Annotated in this window: 19 protein-coding genes and 2 pseudogenes; 14 read left to right on the top strand and 7 right to left on the bottom strand. The window is 70.3% G+C overall.

From position 1 onward, the window contains the following. Nucleotides 1-197: 197 nt before the first annotated feature. On the bottom strand, nt 198-788 hold the full coding sequence (locus tag RV983_RS37740; RefSeq protein ID WP_475990619.1) for a DUF4232 domain-containing protein: 591 nt from the start codon (nt 786-788) through the stop codon (nt 198-200). A 533-nt stretch (nt 789-1,321) separates the two neighbouring features. On the opposite strand from RV983_RS37740, the gene RV983_RS37735 reads away from it, so the two are divergent. Then, on the top strand, nt 1,322-2,719 hold the full coding sequence (locus tag RV983_RS37735; protein ID WP_475990618.1) for a helix-turn-helix domain-containing protein: 1,398 nt from the start codon (nt 1,322-1,324) through the stop codon (nt 2,717-2,719). Between the two features lie 54 nt (nt 2,720-2,773). Here the strand turns inward: RV983_RS37735 and RV983_RS37730 are convergent. Together RV983_RS37730 and RV983_RS37725 are read right to left on the bottom strand one after the other, a co-directional pair. Continuing rightward, a pseudogene (locus tag RV983_RS37730) lies at nt 2,774-2,914 on the bottom strand (IS5 family transposase); the annotation flags it as partial. Nucleotides 2,915-3,384: 470 nt separating this feature from the next. Continuing rightward, on the bottom strand, nt 3,385-3,894 hold the full coding sequence (locus tag RV983_RS37725; RefSeq protein WP_475990617.1) for a CGNR zinc finger domain-containing protein: 510 nt from the start codon (nt 3,892-3,894) through the stop codon (nt 3,385-3,387). A gap of 37 nt (nt 3,895-3,931) precedes the next feature. On the opposite strand from RV983_RS37725, the gene RV983_RS37720 reads away from it, so the two are divergent. Beyond that, a complete protein-coding gene (locus RV983_RS37720) occupies nt 3,932-4,627 on the top strand; it encodes a hypothetical protein (RefSeq protein ID WP_475990616.1) in 696 nt (231 codons plus the stop codon). A gap of 116 nt (nt 4,628-4,743) precedes the next feature. Here RV983_RS37720 and RV983_RS37715 read toward each other — a convergent pair whose 3' ends face one another. Further along, complete coding sequence (locus RV983_RS37715) at nt 4,744-5,250, bottom strand: transposase family protein (RefSeq protein WP_475990615.1); 507 nt, start codon at nt 5,248-5,250, stop codon at nt 4,744-4,746. A gap of 34 nt (nt 5,251-5,284) precedes the next feature. On the opposite strand from RV983_RS37715, the pseudogene RV983_RS37710 reads away from it, so the two are divergent. After that, a pseudogene (locus RV983_RS37710) lies at nt 5,285-5,620 on the top strand (transposase); the annotation flags it as partial. 20 nt (nt 5,621-5,640) lie between these two features. On the opposite strand, the gene RV983_RS37705 reads toward RV983_RS37710, so the two are convergent. Continuing rightward, on the bottom strand, nt 5,641-5,991 hold the full coding sequence (locus RV983_RS37705; RefSeq protein WP_475990627.1) for a DUF6368 family protein: 351 nt from the start codon (nt 5,989-5,991) through the stop codon (nt 5,641-5,643). A gap of 37 nt (nt 5,992-6,028) precedes the next feature. Further along, nucleotides 6,029-6,637 carry a TetR/AcrR family transcriptional regulator gene (locus RV983_RS37700; protein ID WP_475990614.1) on the bottom strand — a complete coding sequence of 203 codons (609 nt, stop codon included), beginning with the start codon at nt 6,635-6,637 and terminating at the stop codon, nt 6,029-6,031. Nucleotides 6,638-6,706: 69 nt separating this feature from the next. On the opposite strand from RV983_RS37700, the gene RV983_RS37695 reads away from it, so the two are divergent. The 4 genes from RV983_RS37695 (at nt 6,707) to RV983_RS37680 (ending at nt 10,381) form a co-directional block, all read left to right on the top strand. After that, nucleotides 6,707-7,756 carry a zinc-binding dehydrogenase gene (locus tag RV983_RS37695; RefSeq protein ID WP_475990613.1) on the top strand — a complete coding sequence of 350 codons (1,050 nt, stop codon included), beginning with the start codon at nt 6,707-6,709 and terminating at the stop codon, nt 7,754-7,756. A gap of 20 nt (nt 7,757-7,776) precedes the next feature. Beyond that, nucleotides 7,777-8,379, top strand: a complete 603-nt coding sequence (locus RV983_RS37690; RefSeq protein ID WP_475990612.1) for an NADPH-dependent F420 reductase — start codon at nt 7,777-7,779, stop codon at nt 8,377-8,379. 63 nt (nt 8,380-8,442) lie between these two features. Continuing rightward, nucleotides 8,443-9,531, top strand: a complete 1,089-nt coding sequence (locus tag RV983_RS37685) for an alkene reductase (protein WP_475990611.1) — start codon at nt 8,443-8,445, stop codon at nt 9,529-9,531. 454 nt (nt 9,532-9,985) lie between these two features. Next, nucleotides 9,986-10,381, top strand: coding sequence for a DUF6193 family natural product biosynthesis protein (locus tag RV983_RS37680; protein WP_475990610.1), 396 nt, complete (start codon nt 9,986-9,988; stop codon nt 10,379-10,381). Between the two features lie 111 nt (nt 10,382-10,492). On the opposite strand, the gene RV983_RS37675 is transcribed toward RV983_RS37680, so the two are convergent. Beyond that, complete coding sequence (locus RV983_RS37675) at nt 10,493-11,569, bottom strand: Fic family protein (protein ID WP_475990609.1); 1,077 nt, start codon at nt 11,567-11,569, stop codon at nt 10,493-10,495. 557 nt (nt 11,570-12,126) lie between these two features. Here RV983_RS37675 and RV983_RS37670 point away from each other — a divergent pair. From RV983_RS37670 to RV983_RS37640, 7 genes are all read left to right on the top strand, one after another. Next, complete coding sequence (locus tag RV983_RS37670) at nt 12,127-12,396, top strand: prevent-host-death protein (protein ID WP_475990608.1); 270 nt, start codon at nt 12,127-12,129, stop codon at nt 12,394-12,396. Next, entirely contained in the window at nt 12,386-12,844 is a 459-nt protein-coding gene (locus tag RV983_RS37665; RefSeq protein ID WP_475990607.1) for a PIN domain-containing protein, read from the top strand. Before RV983_RS37670 ends, RV983_RS37665 begins: the two co-directional genes overlap by 11 nt. Before the next feature lie 270 nt (nt 12,845-13,114). After that, the gene (locus RV983_RS37660; protein WP_475990606.1) at nt 13,115-13,375 is read left to right on the top strand and encodes an Arc family DNA-binding protein; all 261 of its coding nucleotides are present in this window, start codon (nt 13,115-13,117) and stop codon (nt 13,373-13,375) included. Between the two features lie 8 nt (nt 13,376-13,383). Continuing rightward, complete coding sequence (locus RV983_RS37655) at nt 13,384-13,749, top strand: PIN domain-containing protein (protein ID WP_475990626.1); 366 nt, start codon at nt 13,384-13,386, stop codon at nt 13,747-13,749. Nucleotides 13,750-14,097: 348 nt separating this feature from the next. Further along, on the top strand, nt 14,098-14,346 hold the full coding sequence (locus RV983_RS37650; RefSeq protein ID WP_475990605.1) for a hypothetical protein: 249 nt from the start codon (nt 14,098-14,100) through the stop codon (nt 14,344-14,346). 407 nt (nt 14,347-14,753) lie between these two features. Continuing rightward, nucleotides 14,754-15,275 (top strand): hypothetical protein, encoded by a 522-nt coding sequence (locus RV983_RS37645; protein WP_475990604.1) that lies wholly within the window; start codon nt 14,754-14,756, stop codon nt 15,273-15,275. Between the two features lie 962 nt (nt 15,276-16,237). Further along, nucleotides 16,238-17,125, top strand: a complete 888-nt coding sequence (locus RV983_RS37640) for a 3-hydroxybutyryl-CoA dehydrogenase (RefSeq protein WP_475990603.1) — start codon at nt 16,238-16,240, stop codon at nt 17,123-17,125. Nucleotides 17,126-17,146: the final 21 nt, after the last annotated feature.

The following is a 17,146-nucleotide window of genomic DNA, read 5'->3' as shown; positions in this document are numbered from 1 at the left end:
CTTTTGATGCTGAGGCAGCCAGGCCACCGGCTCGCGACTGCCTGAGCAGCAGGAACCTGCGTCCCGGCACCGTACGGCGCCGGGACGCAGGCCAGTCGGTGCAGCCCGGCTTCCGGCGGCGTGTAAAGCCGAATCGGGGTGAAGGGCCAAAATGCCGTGGAGGTCGGCTGTTGGACCGGCAGTCCGGTCGAAGGGCGTCACCTCGACATGATGAAGTCCAGCGCGTAGCCGGGGGCGGTCGTCCAGTACGTGACACGCTGGCCGTCGTTGGCGTAGAGGGTATCGACGGGCATGGGGACGTCGATCGGCTTGCCGGCTGTGCTGCCAGGCTTACGGCCCTGCAGGCTCAGCGTGATGCTCTTCGCCTCGTACTCGTCCATGGGGCTGTTCACGAGCAGGGCGGCGTACGCCTCCTGACCGGGTGCGAGGGTGACGGGCTCGCCGGGCGTCGGGGCGCTGTCCTCGATGACGGGGGCCGTGGTCCGGCCGTCGCCGAGCCGCACGAGCGGGTAGCGGTAGACGTTGCACTTCTTGTCGCCGGCATTCTGGACGGTGAGGAGCAGGTGCCTGGCGTCAGTGCTGTCCGCCGGCTCCTTCACGGCGGACACGCCGAGGTCCTTCTGGGAGCAGGCGGAGACGCTGGTGCGGTGCGTCGCCGCCTCGCGGGTCTTCCCCTTGGCCGTCTGCGGCCCGTTGGCGGAGGCCTGCGCCGAGACACCGTACCCGAGCACTAGGACGAGGCCCGTCGCTACGGCCACGAGGGGGGCAGCGGGGTACTTCATGTTCATGTGGGAGTTCCTTTTCGATCGTCACGAGGTCGCATGCGGCCGCGGTCCGCAACTGGGGAGCCAGGCGCGTTCCAAACGGTCGCGCCACCCGTCCCTTCCGGGGCCGTGGGGGCGCCAGGGCATTTCGATGAACGGCTGTCGTGGCACCGGCGGGTGCTCCGGCCGGTTCGGCCGGTGCGATGGGCATAGCGTCGGATGCCCTGTGGCCGTGGGACAACAGCTGCCCCGCGCCTTGCAACGGTGGGACGGTCCCAGCGCTGGTGACCTGGGAAGACGCACATCCCTGGGATGCCGCTCCGGGACGGAAGACCTCCCCGGGCCGGAGGCGGGACGGCCGGCGCCACGGGCGCCGAGCACAGTCACGACCGATTGGCGGCGAGACCAAGCGTGACGGAGGTGACGAAGAGAGGGATGGCGTGAGGGCGGAACCATCCCGGCCGTAGTCGCGTGCACGTATGCGGGGCAGCTGGCGGCCGGCACGGATCGGGGCCATGCGGGCGCGGAACCGATGGACGGATGTGAGGTCGGACCGCATGGACGCAATCCGCGACGAGGCGGCGGAGTTTGCGTCCCTGCTGACGCGTTTGAAGAGCCGCACGGACCGCAGCTACTCGGCGCTGGCCCGCCACCTGAACATGAACGCCTCCACCCTGCACCGCTACTGCGCGGGGGAGGTGGTTCCAGCGGACTTCGCCGTGGTCGAGCGGTTCGCTGAACTCTGCGGAGCCTCCTGGCAAGAGCGCGAGGACCTGCACCGCCGGTGGATGCTGGCGAACGCGGAACGGCGGCGACAGCGCTCGTCCGGTGCCCGGCGAGCAGTCAGGTCACGAGCGGACGGGGGCGATTGCGTGCTGCCCATGGCCGGGAGTCCGGACGGATCGGCGGACGAGTCCGTCGAGCGGGGCTCGCCGGCCCGTCCTGGTCGGGAACGGGTCTTGTCGGCAGAACGGCGCTCCCATGACGGGTGCCCCCGGCAACGGCCCTTGCGAGTGACGGCATTGGCGGTGTCGCTCGTCGTCTCGCTGGCGGGTCTCACCGCATCCGCTGCCGTCCGCGACAGCTCGCATGACCGTGTGTCAGCGGTCTTTGGCCGCGGCACGCCGAGTGCCTCGGCAGCGTCGCCGCGGAGCGACGGCAGTCCACATCCGGCCGCAGCCCCTTCCGCGAGTGGCAAGGGGCCGTCGGCCTCCGCGCGCTCCTCGTCGAAACCCTCGGCATCGGCCGCAGGGAGCGGCGAGAGCTCGCGCGAGGACCGGGCGGACACCGGCACGGTCTCCGCCGGGGCGCCGCTCACCTGGACCGCAGACTCCCATGTCTGGCAGCTCGAATGTGACCACGACTACGTCATCGCCAGGCCGCCGGGTCACGTTCCGCCGCCCCCCGCCCCGGCGGACGCCGCAGTGTGGGCGGCGTCCCAGGGGGCGGTGCACGGGCGTACCACCAATCTGCGGATCACGGTGCAGGGCCGGAGCTCGGGCGCCGTGGTCCTGACGGCGCTGCATGTGCGCATGGTCGGGCGCAGTGCTCCCGCCACCCGCGGAAGCATCGCCTATTCCATGTACGAGGGCTGCGGCGCCGTCCTCATCCCCCGGCACTTCTCGGTGAACCTGGACGTGCACCGGCCCCTGGCCCGTTCAGTGCCGGGTAACGATCCGGACAGGCCGGCCCCCGCGATCGACTTCCCCTACCGGGTGTCTCTGCGTGAGCCGGAGGTCCTGTTCCTCTCCGCGCGCACGGGGGCCTGCACCTGTGACTGGTACCTCGAGCTCGACTGGTCGTCGCAGGGCCGGACCGGCTCGGTCCGCGTCGACGACCACGGCCGCCCGTTCCGCACCACGACCATCAAGGGGCTACCGCACTACTGGTATCGCCACCCCGGTGGCTGGGTCCCGATGACGTCATCTCACGAGGATTTCGAAGCGGGCGGCTGACGGGATCCGGATCTCGGGCGGACAACGCGTGACAGGTCGTCTTCTCCCGTTGTTTTATCCTGTGGTGCGGGCTTGGTCCGGTGATGTCGGGTCGCGCCAGGAGATGGTGTTCTCGCCGGTGAGGCGACGAGCCATGAGGCCGGTCATCGCCAGATGGATCATGGCTTCGGACCTGACAGGGAGGGTTACGTAGTCGGGGAGTGCAAAACGTTCGGCTCTGTTCCGTTGTTGGTGGTGACGGTCAATGGCAACCCGGCAGAATGCGATGACGGAGGAGGTCGAATCCGGCTGGGCCGTGCATCTGCCGCATGATCCTCTTTACCCGGGTGTTGACGCCTTCGGTGCGGCCGTTGCTCCAGGGCAGGGTGAGGCCGGTGTTGACGGCGGCGTGGTCGAGTTAAGCCGAAGGGCTGACCGCGGGTACTGTCCCGAACGGGACGGGGCCCATCTTCGCAGGTCAGCGAAGGCTGCTGTGCTCCCCGGGTTCGGCGTCGGGCTGTTCGCACCGTTGGTCAAGAGCGGACGGGTTCGGCGATGATGCGGCGGCGGGCATGGTCTTTTGGGCAGGTCACGGGGGCGTAGGAAATTGATGGTCCTGGAAGCCGTGTCCGTTCAGGCTTCGGGGGCCACCTGCTGCCGATCCGTCGGATTTCCGCTCAGGGGAGTCAATCTGTTGCCTTGTGGCGGGCGCGGTAGGCCGCGACGGTGGTCCGGCTGGCGCAGGCGTTGGAGCAGAACCGCCGGGTGCGGTTGCGGGAGTCGTCGACGTAGAAACGTGCGCAGCCGGCGGCGTGGCAGCGGCCGATGGTCACGGCCGGGTCGCCGCAGACGACGTGGGCGAGGGCTGCGGCGCAGCTGCGGCCGAGCCAGCTGACGGCGTCTTCGGCGTTGGGGGCGAAGTGCAGGTGTGGTGATCCTTCGCCGTCGTGGTCGTCGACGCGGATGAGGGGTGGGTGCTGTTCGAGCAGGGCGTTGACGGCGCCGATCGGCCCAGCCTGGGAGGCGGCCTCCACGGCGGCGCGCAGCGCCGGGAGGAACTGGGCGAGATGTGTGTTGTCGGGCTCGGCTATCCGGTGCTGTCGGAACATCTCCCGTCGCAGCTCACTCGGGTCGTCACCGTTGGCGATCTCGACCGCGATGCGGGTCAGGTTCCCGATGTAGTCGACATAACGCACTTGACCACCTACCTCTCAGAATTGAAGAGTAGGCATCATGACTACTGATGCCACCTACATGATGGACGGTCCGACCGCCACCGCGCGAATGCTGCACCGCACGGGCCACTGGGACCAGGCACTCGCCGTCTTGCCGTCGCAAGCCGAGGTCGAGCGCGCCGAGATCCTGGTGGACAGCTTCTGGTGGCGCCTGCGCGGCAGCGACGCAGCCGAGGAGGCCGTCAACGCACTCGCCCAGCCGGTGCTCGCCGGATACCTCGGCGCCCAGATCCGGTACACCCGGCTGCTGTTCGGCCTCAGCCCGCTCGACGACGACCTCCACCGCGCCCGGGAGGGTTTCACCCAGGCCAGGTCCGAGCGCCGACTGGCGGGTTGGGCCACCTTCTGGCTCGGCGTGCTCGCCGACAATATCGACGACGACCCGCACGCGGCCGTCCTGACCTACCGGGACGCTCTGGAACACGCCCGGGAGCAAGGGGACGCCTTGCTGGAGTCCTACGCCGCACGCCACATCGGCGGCCACCTCCTGGAACAGGACCATGAACAGGGCGTCGACCACCTGCGCAGGTCCTACCACCTACGCGCATCCCTGGGGGCCCGTCCTCAGACGGCTGCGGCGGCCCTCACCCTCGCCGGCGAACTGCCGCCGGGAACCGAAGCCGACCAACTCCGCGAGGCGGCCGGACTTACTGCCCGCGAACTCGGACTGACCTGGCTGCTGCGCGCGCTGTGATGGCGTCGTCCGAGCCAGGCGTCCGACCAAGGGGCTCGATGTCTGCTCGTAGGGTCCGGGGCCGCACATCGGCCCCGCCCTCAGCCCCTTGGCGAGTGACGTTTTCTCAGCGGTGATCATTTCCAGATTCCGTTGAGGACGAGGGCGGCGCGGGCGATGTCTCCGATCCGGCTCGGGCTGATGGTGCCGTGCTGCAGGGTGCGCCAGCGCTGCTTGAGTTCGGCTGCGGCGCGTTCACCGAGGGCGCGGATGCTCCTGATCAGGCTGTTCGTGGTGCGGGTATCCGCGTGGAGGGCCTGCTCGGAGCGGCCCTTGGGGCGTCGGACGGGGACGTGGATGCCGATGCCGGCGCCGATGTAGCCCTTGGCCAGGGTGGGCAGGCCGCCGGCCGCGCCCTTGTACAGCGCGGGCAGGGCGTGGATGCGGGCGGCGGTGATGTCTGGGGTGGAGCCGGGCTCGACGTCGGAGACCCACAGCGGGGTGCCGTGCGGGGCGGACAGGAACTGCACGTTCCCGTCGAACGCCTTGTGCTTCTGGCTGGACCACAGGTCGTTGCCGTTCTCGCGGACACCGGCGAGGCGGTCGGATTCGATCAGCGTGCCGTCGAGGATGACGTGTGTCATGCCGTCGCGCCGGCAGCGGTCCAGGACCGCCACCGAGACCGAGCAATTCCAGCTCAAGGCCGTCCGGACGCACTGCCCTGAACTCGACGCCCTCACCAGGCACGTCCGCTCCTTCGCGACCATGCTCATTGAGCGCCAGGGCGAGCGCCTGCCCGATTGGCTCGACGCCGTCCGGCAGGACGACCTGCCCAGCCTCCACACCCTTGCCGCAGGCATCGACCGCGACCGCGACGCCGTCATCGCCGGCCTCACCCTGCCCTGGAGCTCGGGCGTCGTGGAAGGACACGTCAACCGGATCAAGATGCTCAAGCGCCGGTTGTTCGGCCGCGCGGGCTTCAAGCTGTCACGCAAGCGGGTACTGCTCGCCTGAGCTGGTTGGCCGAACTCCGGCTACTTCAGCAGCCGAAAGCCGGGCTGCTGAGCCCACGCTCTGAGGAACTCGGCCGAACCGTACGCGGCAGGCCATGGACCGGTCGTCGTGGCGATGACGCCGGGAAGGCCGGCCACCATTGGCGCTTGGTCCTCCCTCAGTTCGGCGTTGACGACGCCACCGATCACGTCCATAACGGCGGCGGTCAGCAGGGCCGTGACGACGTGGTCGACTGGACGGTTGCAGAAGGCGACGACATTGACGGCGTGGGTCGGCGTGAAGCCGATGAGAGGCTCCTGATCGACTTCATCGGCGTGCTCGGCCTCGAACAGGGACTCGTCGCCGATGCCGGGCCCCATGACGGAGACCAGGACAGGCCGCCTTCCGTCGACGCCGCCCTGAGCCGTATCAGCCGAGGGTGTGGCTGCGGCCGGTCTGCAGGATCTCGTCGGAGAGCTCGGGCTCGACGTGGCGTACGGCGCGGGCGAGCATCAGCGCGCCGACCATTTCGCTGAGCAGGCGGACGGCCCTGTGGCGGGCCTCGGCCGGGTCGAGCTGGTGGCCCTTGTCCTGGGCTTCGCGCAGGAACTCGGCGGCGAAGCCGGTGAGGTAACCCTCGACGCCTTCGGCGTACGCGCTCTGCACGGCTTCGCTGTGCCGTCCGGCGTCGGTGGCCAGGGAGGCGGAGGGGCAGCCGCCGTCCGGGGCGTCACGGTGCGCGGTGGACAGGTAGTCGGCCAGGACCCGCTCCAGCGGAGAGCCGGCCGGGCCCGGACCGTCCTCGATGGTGCGGGACAGGCCTTCGAGCGAGGCGGCGTAGGAGGCGCCGCACACCTCCACGGCCAGGTCGTTCTTGGAGGCGAAGTGGTTGTAGAAGCCGCCGTGGGTGAGTCCGGCTTCCTTCATCAACTCGGCGATGCCGACCGCGTCGATGCCCTGCGAGCGGAACATGCGGCTGGCCGCTTCGAGGATGTTCTGCCGGTTGCGGGCCTTGTCCTCCTTGGTGATCCGCGGCATGGCCGTCCTCTCGCGTCGCTCTCGACTTGACATTTTTAATGATGCCTCTCATCGTAACAGGAGGCTTCAATGACACCCATCATTATTAGTTTGTGGAAGGGGAGCGCCATGCGCGCCATCGCCTACGACCGGCACGGAGAAGCCGGGCAGGTACTACGCCTGATCGAGCAGCCGGCCCCTGCTGCGCCCGCGGCCGGGCAGGTGCGGGTGCGGGTGCTGTCCCGGCCGATCCACCCCGGCGACCTGGCGGGAGTGGAGGGCCTTGCGGGTGGGCTGCGGCAGCGGTTCGCCACGCCACAGATTCCCGGCGTGGAGGCAATGGGCGTCATCGAGACCCTCGGCGAGGGTGTGCAGGACCTGCGGCCCGGCCAGCGGGTGGCGTTCTTCCCGGTGCCGGGCGCGTGGAGCGAACTCGTCACGGCGCCGGCCGATCTTGTGGTGCCGGTGCCCGAGGACCTCAGCGACGAGACCGCGGCTTTGATGCTGGCCAACCCGCTGACCCTGCTCTCCTTGCTGGAGGCGGTCGAGGACGCCCAGCACGGCCAGGCCGGTCCGGTGGTGCAGACGGCCGCCGGTTCGTCGGTGGGAAAGCTGGTCAGCGCCGCAGCACTCAAGCACGGCATCGCGCTGGTCAACCTGGTGCGCAGCGCCACGGGGGCGCAGACCTTGCGGCAGCGCTTCCCCGCACTGCCGGCCATCTCGACGGCCGACGCGGACTGGCGCACTCAGGTCCAGGACGCGACCGGCGGCCGGGGCGCCCAGGTCGTACTGGACGCGGTGGGCGGATCCCTGACCGGTGAGCTGGCCGGGCTGCTCGCCGACGGCGGCACGCTGATCACCTACGGAGGGCTCGGTTCCGGCAGCACGCCGCTGGAGTCGCTCGCGCTGACCCCGCGGGCCCTGACCGTGCGGGGCACGTCCGTCTTCCAGTGGATGGCCGCCCGCACGCCCGAGGAACGGGCCGAGGACATCGCCTTCGCCACCCGTCTGGCCGCGACCGCCCCGGAACTCTTCGAGGTCGCCGCCGGCTACGACCTCGCCGACTTCGCGAAGGCCATCGACCATGTCCGCCGCCCCGGCAGGAGCGGAACCGTCCTGCTCACCAGCCCCGCACCCTGAACCCCACGAAGGGCACCGCCATGAAGATCGGAACCCTGGGCGCCGGAACCGTCGCCCAGGCCATCGCCCGGCACGCCGTGGCCCACGGCCACCAGGTCGTACTGAGCAACAGCCGCGGCCCCGCCTCCCTGGCCGGCCTCGTCGGCGAACTCGGACCGCTCGCCCACGCCGGCACCCCGCAGGAAGCCGCCGCGGCGGAACTCGTCGTGCTCGCAGTCGGCTGGCCCCAGATCCCGGACGCGGTAGCCGGCCTGCCACCCTTCGACGGGCGCATCGTCATCGACGCCACCAACCAGTTCGCCTCCCCGCCCCCGCCCATGAAGATCGCCGACCTGGGCGAGCTGACCGGCAGCGAACACGTCGCCTCACTGCTGCCCGGAGCCCGCGTCGTCAAGGCGTTCAACACCCTCTACGGCCAGTACATCGCCGCCGACCCGCGCCACCGGGCCGGACGCCAGGTGCTGTTCCTCGCCGGTGACGACGCCGACGCCAAGACCACCGTCAAGGACCTCACCGCCGCCTTCGGCTTCGCCCCCGTCGACCTCGGCTCCTTGCGCGAGGGCGGACGCCTCATGCAGCTCGGCGGCCCACTCTCCGGCCTCCACGCCCTCAAACAGGACTGAGCCGGGCCCTCGCCCCCTCCTCACCCCCCTCCTCATCCCCCCCTCAGCACAAGGAAGTTACTCATGACCACCACCCAGCCCCTGCTGCAGCCCGTCCGCCTCGGCGCGCTGGAGCTCCCCAACAGCGTCGTCATGGCCCCCATGACCCGCGCCCGCGCCCAGAACGCCGAGCTGGCCCCCACCGACCTGCACGCGACCTACTACGCGCAGCGCGCCGGCGCCGGCCTGATCGTCACCGAGGGAACCTGGGTCAGCCCCGACGCGGTCGGCTTCATCCACGTGCCCGGCATCTACACCGATGCGCAGACCGCCGGCTGGGTGAAGGTCACCGAAGCCGTCCACGAGGCCGGCGGGCGGATCGTCTCCCAGTTCGGCCACCTCGGCGCGGCCTCCCACCCCGACCACCTCGGCGGCCGCCTGCCCGCCGGCCCCTCGGCCATCAACCCCGGCGAGAAGTCCTTCACCCCCTCCGGCCCGAAGGACACCGTCACCCCGCGCGCCTACACCGCCGCCGAGATCGCCGCCACCATCGCCGACTACCGCCATGCGGCCGAGAACGCCCGCCGCGCCGGCTTCGACGGCGTGGAAATCCACGCCCAGCAGTCCCAGTTGATCCCGCAGTTCCTCAACCCGCGTCTCAACCAGCGCACCGACGCCTACGGAGGCAGCAGCGAGAAGCGGGCCCAGTTCCTCCTCGACATCCTCGACGCCGTCAGTGACGTGTGGGGCAGCGACCGCGTCAGCGTGAAGATGTCCCCGGGCTGGGACAACGGAGGCACGTTCACCGCGGACGAGGAGACACTCGCCGACTACGACCAGCTGCTCAAGAAGCTCAACGACAGCAACCTGGCCTACCTGCACCTCCTGGGCACCCCCGGCACCATCGAGGAGCGCATCGCCGTCTTCTCCCGCTACCGCGCCCACTACCAGGGCAACATCGTCGCCAACCTCGGCTTCACCCAGGCCCTCGGCAACGAGATCCTCGACCACGGGATCGTCAACGCGGTCTCCTTCGCCGCCCCCTTCATCGCCAACCCCGACCTGGTCGAGCGCTTCGCGCAGGGCCACCCGCTGGCCGACAGCGACCGGGACACCTACTACGCCGGTCACGCCGAGGGCTACACCGACTACCCCGCCTTCACCGCCAACTGAGCGAGCAAGACCTCGACGCAGCGTCGGCGCGCGGGGCAGCAGGAACCCTCCCGCTGTCCACACCCCGCCCGTGCCGCTCTGCCGGACTGGCTCGCCGGCCACGCTGCGGCCGGCAATGGGCCTCGTCCACTGGGTCATTGATGACGGGCTTGGCGGGCTCTGCGTGATCGTGGGGCTGACGAGGCGAGGAACCCCGTGCTCGGAGCCCGGTCGGCCCAGGCTGCCTGCACACGGCTCCGGCCCCCGCCTGACGTGTCGTCGGGCAGGGGCCGGACCTTGGTAGCGGGGGCGGGATTTGGACCACGCGACCTCTGGGTTATGAGTCCAGAACTCAATCGATCCCAAGCCCGTAAGTCCTCAAACCTCAGCTGGGGAACAAAGGGCAGATGGTGGTGATGACCGGGCGCTGGATGCCGCAGAGGCCTTGGCCGGGGGATGACCGTCCCTGGCCGGTGTGGCACTGCCGGTACCGGCCACGCCCGCGGTCGCCGGGCCGGGTGATTGCACGGCCCGCAACGACGGGGTTGGCTTCGGGGCGGCCGGGTGGGGGTTTGCGCATTCCGGTGTAGGGGCGTGTCCTGCGATCCTGATCGAGGCGGCGTACGCCGAGCCGGCCCTGCGCGCCCTCTACCCGTTCACCAGCCACTGGGCGCTGCGCTTGTCGGCCACAACCCGCCCGCGCTTGACGGTTGTCGGACCGTGTCTGAGCGCGAACGGCGATGGCACGTACGCAGTGGGCAGCGGCATCATCAGTCAGGATCTGGGCGTCTTCAACACGGCCGAGGAGGCTGTGGCGCTGGCCGTGCACCACCTGCCTGACGGTGTGGCTCCAGTCGCGCTCGGCGGATGAACCTGTCCGGCGGTCGAGCCGTGCGCCACGGCCGCGGCAGCCTCGGCGCAGCAGGCTTCGCCGGGAGCCACACGCATCGGTACGTGATCGGTGGGGCAGGCCCCCGGCCGTTCAGCCGGTTGGGGTGTAGGGGTCGGTGAGGGGCATGGGGGTGGCGGAGATGTCCAGTGCCTGTTGCGGGAAACGGTCGCCGGCGGTGTAGTAGCGGGCGCGGGTGCGGCCGACGGGGGTGAGGACCTGGGCGGTGACCAGGTCGCGCAGGTCGCGCTGGGCCTGTTGCAGGCTGAGGCCTTCGGCGCTTTCGTAGCGGGAGCGGCGCACCCGTCCGGCCATGGCGACGTCGTGGAGGGCGGTGACGGTGCGCTCGTCCAAGCCGGCGTGCCGGGCGAATTCGGCGAGTGCTTCCCAGACTTTCCCGGCCCGGGTCAGCCGACCCTGCACGGTCTGGGCCTGCTGGTGGTAGGCGGTCAGGTCGAAGCGGATCCAGCCGGCGACATCCTGGTCGGGCAGGTAGTGGGCGCCGCGGCGGGCGAGTTCGCGGTAGTACTCCCAGGTGTTGCCCGGCCGCCCGAGCCATGCCTCGATGGAGGAGAACTCCGGAGCCAGGACGCCTTCCCGCGCGATCATCAGGGTTTGCAGTGAGCGGGACATCCGGCCGTTGCCGTCGGCCCATGGGCGGATGGACACCAGATGCAGGTGCGCCATGACTGCCCGGACCAGGGGGTGGCTGGCGTCGTCGGCGCCCAGCCAGTCGACCAGTTCCTGCATGAGCGCAAGGACTACCTCGGCGTCGGGGGCGGTATAGGCGGCGATACTCGGGTCGCGGGCGTCGGTGACGTAGACGGGACCGCGACGCCACTGTCCGGCGGGTTTGCGCGGGTGGTGGCGGTGCCCTTGGAGCATCCAGTGCAGGGCGTTGAGGAAACTCTTGCTGTAGGTGAAGTCGGCCGAGTCGTGCAGCGTTTGGATGTAGGTCGTCATGCGCTGGTAGGCGAGGGTCTCCTCTCGGTTCTCCTCGGACACCTCGACGTCTCGCTCGCCCTCCATCAGGTCTTCCACATCCACGGTGGCGACCTTGAAACCCTCGATGGAGTTGGATGCTGCCACGGCGTCGGCGGTGAGGAACTTGCGCAGCCCTTGAGTCCATTTGGTCGTGGAGCGGACTTGGTGGCGCAGGGCCGAGCGCATCTGGTCGATGTCGCCGAGAACTCGCTGCCTGCGGACGCCTGCACAACGACGCCGCTGCGCCCGCCTCACAACGAACCGTTCTCCCTCACGCGCCCAATCGGCGGTGGGCCCGACGGTCATGTGGCGAGGACCGGCGTGGCCGGGGCGGCTCCATCAGGGGTCGGCCACCTCCCTGGTGCGAGACCCGGCGGTGGGCGGGGCCGTCGTGACCGTGGGCGCGAAGCGAGCACCCTCCGTGGCCGAGTCGGCCGCATGGATCGATCGGATGCCCCTGGGTATGCGGGAGCGCGGACGAGAGATGATGGCGTTCCTGTGCTCGGCTTGCGATGGCTGAGAGGGCGGGCGGGGCAGCGAGGGTGGCTTTGTGCCCAATCAACCCGGGGCGGGCGAGCCCACCGGATATCCCTGGCGCCAGGTGCTCGAGGTCGTAACCAGGCGGCCACGACCAGTGCTCGTCTGATCAGCAGGGTCCAGGTGGCCCTTGCCGGTGCGCCGCCTTTCCGGACCATGGTGCTACCAGGTAGCACCAGGTAGCACCTGCCGGGTACGGTGGGGGTATGACAGCGGAGCCGGAGATCACCCAGCGCGATTTGCGTACCAGGTCGAAAGAGATCATGGACGCTGTTCAAGGCGGCCAGGCATTCATCGTCACCCGGGACGGCCACCGCATCGGTGAGTTGGTTCCGTTGCGGCGGCGTCGGAGGTTCGTGCCCCGCGGGGAGTTCGCCGCCATGTCGAAGGCCGCCCCGGATGTTTCGCTGGCCGCGTTCCGGTCCGACCAGGAAGCCACTGCCGATCAGGAGCCGGGTGATCCCTATGCCCGTTGAGTATCAGCAGGGCCTGCTGGACACGAACATCATGATCCTGCGCAGGTGGGTGGACCCGGAGCACCTGCCCGCCCAGGTCGCGATCAGCGCCATTACCTTGGCCGAGTTGTCGGCCGGGCCTCACGAGGTGCGCAGGAACGACGAGCAGGACGACTACGACGAGTACGCCGAGCGCGGTCGGCGCATGGATGTCCTGCAGCGCGCGGAGAACGAGTTCGATCCCATTCCGTTCGACGCGGAAGCCGCGCGCGTCTACGGCAGGGTCTGCGCCGCCGTGATCGGCGCGGGCCGCAAACCCCGGCGGCGGGTCGCCGACTTGATGATTGCCGCGATCGCCATCGCTGAGGACTTGCCGTTGTTCACCACCAACCCAGATGACTTCAAGGGTTTGGACGGTCTGCTGACCGTCGTTCCGGTCACCCGCCCTGTGGTACTGCACGACCGCTGAATGGCCGCACGCCGACACGGAGGTTCGAGCCCTCGGATCATTCCCGCCACGACCCCCTCCGAAGGGGTGCGATGCCGCCGTGGCCGCACGTGCGATGCCCAGCCGGGAACGGTCGACGCCGGGAACCAGGTTCTCTGCCCGGTGAGGTGGTGCAGCATCCCGTGATGCCGCCCTGTTCCCCAGTGGCAGCTGCGTCCCGGAAGTGGACACGGGTACGTACCCGTACCCCCTGCAGTGTCGTGCAGCACCACGAACGGAAGACCCCACACCATGTCCGATGCGAACGTCCGTATCCCTGCCGAGGCTCGGGACCGGCTGGCGGAGATCGCCGCGGCCGAAGGGCTGTCGCTGCGCGCCTACCTCGCCCGTCTCGCCGACAGCCTCCTGACCCCGGCCGAGCGGGCCGAGCGCGCCGAGCAGGCACGCGCCGTCCTCAACGCCTGGAACGGCTACGCCCCCACCCGCGCCGAGCAGGACGACCTGGACGCCGAACTCGACCGCCGCCTGTCCCAGGCCACGACCGCCCCGTGAACCAAGGCCTGCATGTCGTCCTCGACGACACCGCCCTGGTCGCCGCCGGCCGCGGCAACCTCCTCGCCTCCCGCCTCATCCACCGCGCCCACGCCGAAACAGGCTGGCACCTGCACGCACCCGCCTGCGCGCTGGTCGAGGCCGACCGCGCCCGCCCCGGCACCGCCGACTACATCGCAGCCCTGCCGGGCGTCACCGTGGTCGATCTCGACCTGCCCGCCGCCCTGGCTCTCGCCCAAGAGGCCACCTGGGCCGCCGCCCACACCCGCCACGCCGCCCAGCCCACCCCGGAGCGCCCCGATGGCGCGGTCATCGCCACCGCCGCCCCGGACCAGTGGTCCGGCCAGAGGGTCAGGATCCTCGACCTCACCTGACCCACGCCACGCCGATGAACCGCGCAAACGGGCGGTGGCCACACGTCACCGGAACCCGGACCGTCGTGGACGGTCCCGACCCCGGCCCGACCCCGACCCCGACCCCGACCCCGACCCCGGCCCGACCCCGACCCCGGCCCGACCCCGACCCCGACCCCGGCCCGACCCCGGCCCGGCCCGGCCCGACCCCGGCCCGGCCCGGCCCGGCCCGGCCCGGCCCGGCTCCGGCTCCGGCTCCGGCTCCAGCCCCGGCCCCGGCCCCGACCTGACCGCGGCCCCGACCTGGCCGCGCGCGCCTTGCCGCCGGTGCGGGGTCATGGGCCAGTGGACGCGGCCGAGGTGGATGACGTGGACGCGTACCTGCTGTCCGCTGATCTGGGACATCACGCGGTACGCGCCGATGTGGATGCCCAGCAGGTCGGCGCTGCCGAACGCACCCTGAGGGCGCGGGTCCACGGCGAGGTGGTCGACAGCGGTGAACACCTGCCGCACCCCGTCCGGGTCGTCCTTGGCCAGTCGTTCCGCCTGGGCGAGGGCCTCGGGCTCCCAGATGACCTCGTAGCTCACGCCGTGTCCTGGCCGAAGATCCACCGGTAGGCCTCCTCGTGCGGGATACCGGCGTCCTCACCGCGGGCCTGGCGCGCCCGGTAGGAGGCCAGGGCCCGCAGTTTCCGCGCTTGCCGTCCCCGGTCCGGGACCTACCAGGGCCCGGACCGGGCCTTCGCCTACGGCGTCGTCGGCGGCCTGGTCGGAGCCGGTACCGCGGTCGGCCCTGTGGTGGGCGGACGGGGGGAACCGGGCGCCCTGCGCGTACGGCTGCCCGACCATCGTCCCCGTGTGCAGCGCGGCAAGCCGCCGATGAACTGGCGCAGGGTGCGCAGGCTCGCGCCGAGGTGGCAGGCGCCGCGGCAGGGCGTGACAGCGGCTGAAGCGCCGGCCGCTTCCCGCGGCCGCCGCACGCAGGTGAGCATGCGAAGCGCGACCTGCTCGGCGACCCTGAGGGTGTGACACACCGGACCCGTGCGCAGGACTCGCGGCCGCGGCCGTCGACCGGTTCCGCCCCCGTCGACTACAGCGGTGCTGTGTACGGCTCGCTGCTCGCCGCCTCCGTGGTGGTCGGAGCCGGCACGCTCGGCTCGTTTCCGCGGTTGGAACTCGTTTTGCTGCTGCTGTGTACGGGGGCGGTGTTCTGGGCCGCGCATGTCTTCTCCCGCCTGTTCGGTGCCCGGCTGGTGCAGCAGGCCGTGAGCCGGGAGGAGGTTCGCCGCGCGTGCGTCGACGAGCGGCCGATCCTGGCGGCAGCCGTCCCACCGGCCGGCGCCGTGGCGATCAGTGCACTCCTGGGACTGGGAGTGCAGGGGACGGCATGGTTGGCGCTCTGTGTCGCTCTGGTCGGGCAGGTCGGCTGGGCGACTGCGGCCGCCGTTCGCGCGGGCGCCTCACGCCGTCTGATCTTGGTCACGGGTGCGGTCAACCTTCTCCTCGGGTCGGTCATCGTGGTGTTCAAGGTCGCGCTCCAGCACTGACGGACCGGACGGCTCGCCATCGCGATACCCGGCAGGCGGCGTATCAGCGGTGGGCCCGGCATCTTCCGCGTGAGACCGACGCGGACATCCCTCATCAACGGCCGCTTTCTTGGAACGGGTTGACCCGGGCCGGCCCGGCTGTCCCCCCGGTCGTGTGTGTCGGGGCCTGGTGGTGGGCCCGTAGCCTGGTGCGGCCTGCCTGGTCGGCGGCGGCCTGGTGCCGTATGACGGCGTCGGCCAGATGGGTGCTTCGGCGGCCGGAAAGCGGTGGCACACACCGCCCTGGCCGGCATGCGGCCTGTCGCCGTGATGGTCAGGGGCATCGCCCGCGCGGTGGGACGCCGTTGGCAAGCCCTGCGCGGGCAGTATGGGCCACAACGCCCCCGAAAGCCCGGGCTGACAGGCTCGTTGACGTCTGCCATGCCATGCGATGCCGGCCACTCCTGTCACCGTTCGTTGCCACCGATTTCGGGCCGGAGCCGTCGGCTGGATTCTCCTTGCTGTCGGCGGGGCGGTCTGACGTTTCTCTGTAGCGGATTTGACGGTTCTTGAAATTCCGGACGTTTGTCCTCAGAAGCATCACGAATTTTGCGGCGCGAGCCCTTGAGCGGCCATCGGCGGGACCATGATGATGAATAGGTAAGACACGGCGGTCGCGTGGGGCGCATTTCTCGGTCCGGCGGAGCGGGGAGGCCAGGATTCACCGCGGTGGGGGGATGGTAAGCCTGTGTGTTCCGCGCGAAGGATTCCGTCGGCTTGCTGGGGTGACGAGATCGGTGATTCGACGCGGAATTCCTCTCCCTTTCCCGCGGCGGTGACGGTTGTGCGTGGCGCGGGACGAGGACGGGTGCCCGGCGCCGTCCTCCCGCCGGGGCACCGCCCGTCTGGGTGCCCACGGCGTCGGCTGAGGCGGGTGTCCACCACCAGGAGCCCGGGAACGGGCGTGAACAGGAGTCTTTTGTATGTCGGAACTTTCCGCCGCATCTCCTCACAGCCGCCCGCTCACCCGGGTGGGGGTCGTCGGCTCGGGCACGATGGGGGGCGGTATCGCCGAACTCTGCGCTCGGCGCGGCCTGGACGTGCGTCTCGCGGTGTCTCGTGAGTCCTCCCTCGTCGAAGCTCCGCGCCGCATCAAGGCGTCATTCGACCGGCAGGTCGCGAAGGGCCGGATGACCGAGGACGAGAGGGACGCGGCCCTCGGACGCATATCGGTGACCATGAACCTCGGCAGCTTCGCCGACCGCGAGGTGGTTTTCGAGGCGGTGGTCGAGGACGAACTCGCGAAACGCGAGGTGTTCGCATCCCTCGACAAGGTCCTGCCTTCCGACGCGATACTCGGTACGACCACCTCGGCTTTATCGATCACGAGGCTGGCCAGCGGCACGGCGCACCCCGAACGTGTCGTCGGTACCCACTTCTTCAACCCGGTGAGCTCGATGCGCCTGATCGAGATCGTGCCGACGCTGCTCACCGACGGCACGCACTGCCACACGGTCGAGCGGTTCGCCGAGGAGGTCCTCGGCAAGACCAGCGTGCGCACGGCCGACCGCAGCGGCTTCGTCGTCAACGCCCTGCTCATCCCCTACCTGCTCGACGCGGTGCGCCTGGTCGAGCAGGGAACGGCCACGGCGGAGCAGGTGGACCAGGCCATGGAACTCGGCTGCGGCCACCCCATGGGCCCGCTGCGGCTCGCCGACCTCATCGGCCTCGACGTGGTCGCGGCCATCGCCGACGCCTTGCACCGCGAGTTCAAGCAGCCCCAGTACGCCAGTCCGGCCCCCCTCTCCCGGCTCGTGGAGATCGGATGGCATGGCCGCAAGTCCGGCCGCGGCTTCTACCAGTACGCCTGAAGAGTCCACCCTTCCGCATCC

The sequence above is a fragment of the Streptomyces sp. RLA123 genome (assembly GCF_056270165.1).
This window is presented reverse-complemented; position numbering and strand designations above follow the sequence as displayed.

Coding starts and splice junctions, on each gene's coding strand:
- RV983_RS37670 (WP_475990608.1), top strand. CDS start 12,127: ATGACAGCGGAGCCGGAGATCACCCAGCGCGATTTGCGTACCAGGTCG.
- RV983_RS37640 (WP_475990603.1), top strand. CDS start 16,238: ATGTCGGAACTTTCCGCCGCATCTCCTCACAGCCGCCCGCTCACCCGG.
- RV983_RS37665 (WP_475990607.1), top strand. CDS start 12,386: ATGCCCGTTGAGTATCAGCAGGGCCTGCTGGACACGAACATCATGATC.
- RV983_RS37690 (WP_475990612.1), top strand. CDS start 7,777: ATGAAGATCGGAACCCTGGGCGCCGGAACCGTCGCCCAGGCCATCGCC.
- RV983_RS37715 (WP_475990615.1), bottom strand. CDS start 5,250: ATGACACACGTCATCCTCGACGGCACGCTGATCGAATCCGACCGCCTC.
- RV983_RS37720 (WP_475990616.1), top strand. CDS start 3,932: ATGACTACTGATGCCACCTACATGATGGACGGTCCGACCGCCACCGCG.
- RV983_RS37735 (WP_475990618.1), top strand. CDS start 1,322: ATGGACGCAATCCGCGACGAGGCGGCGGAGTTTGCGTCCCTGCTGACG.
- RV983_RS37660 (WP_475990606.1), top strand. CDS start 13,115: ATGTCCGATGCGAACGTCCGTATCCCTGCCGAGGCTCGGGACCGGCTG.
- RV983_RS37700 (WP_475990614.1), bottom strand. CDS start 6,637: ATGCCGCGGATCACCAAGGAGGACAAGGCCCGCAACCGGCAGAACATC.
- RV983_RS37740 (WP_475990619.1), bottom strand. CDS start 788: ATGAACATGAAGTACCCCGCTGCCCCCCTCGTGGCCGTAGCGACGGGC.
- RV983_RS37685 (WP_475990611.1), top strand. CDS start 8,443: ATGACCACCACCCAGCCCCTGCTGCAGCCCGTCCGCCTCGGCGCGCTG.
- RV983_RS37695 (WP_475990613.1), top strand. CDS start 6,707: ATGACACCCATCATTATTAGTTTGTGGAAGGGGAGCGCCATGCGCGCC.
- RV983_RS37675 (WP_475990609.1), bottom strand. CDS start 11,569: ATGCGCTCGGCCCTGCGCCACCAAGTCCGCTCCACGACCAAATGGACT.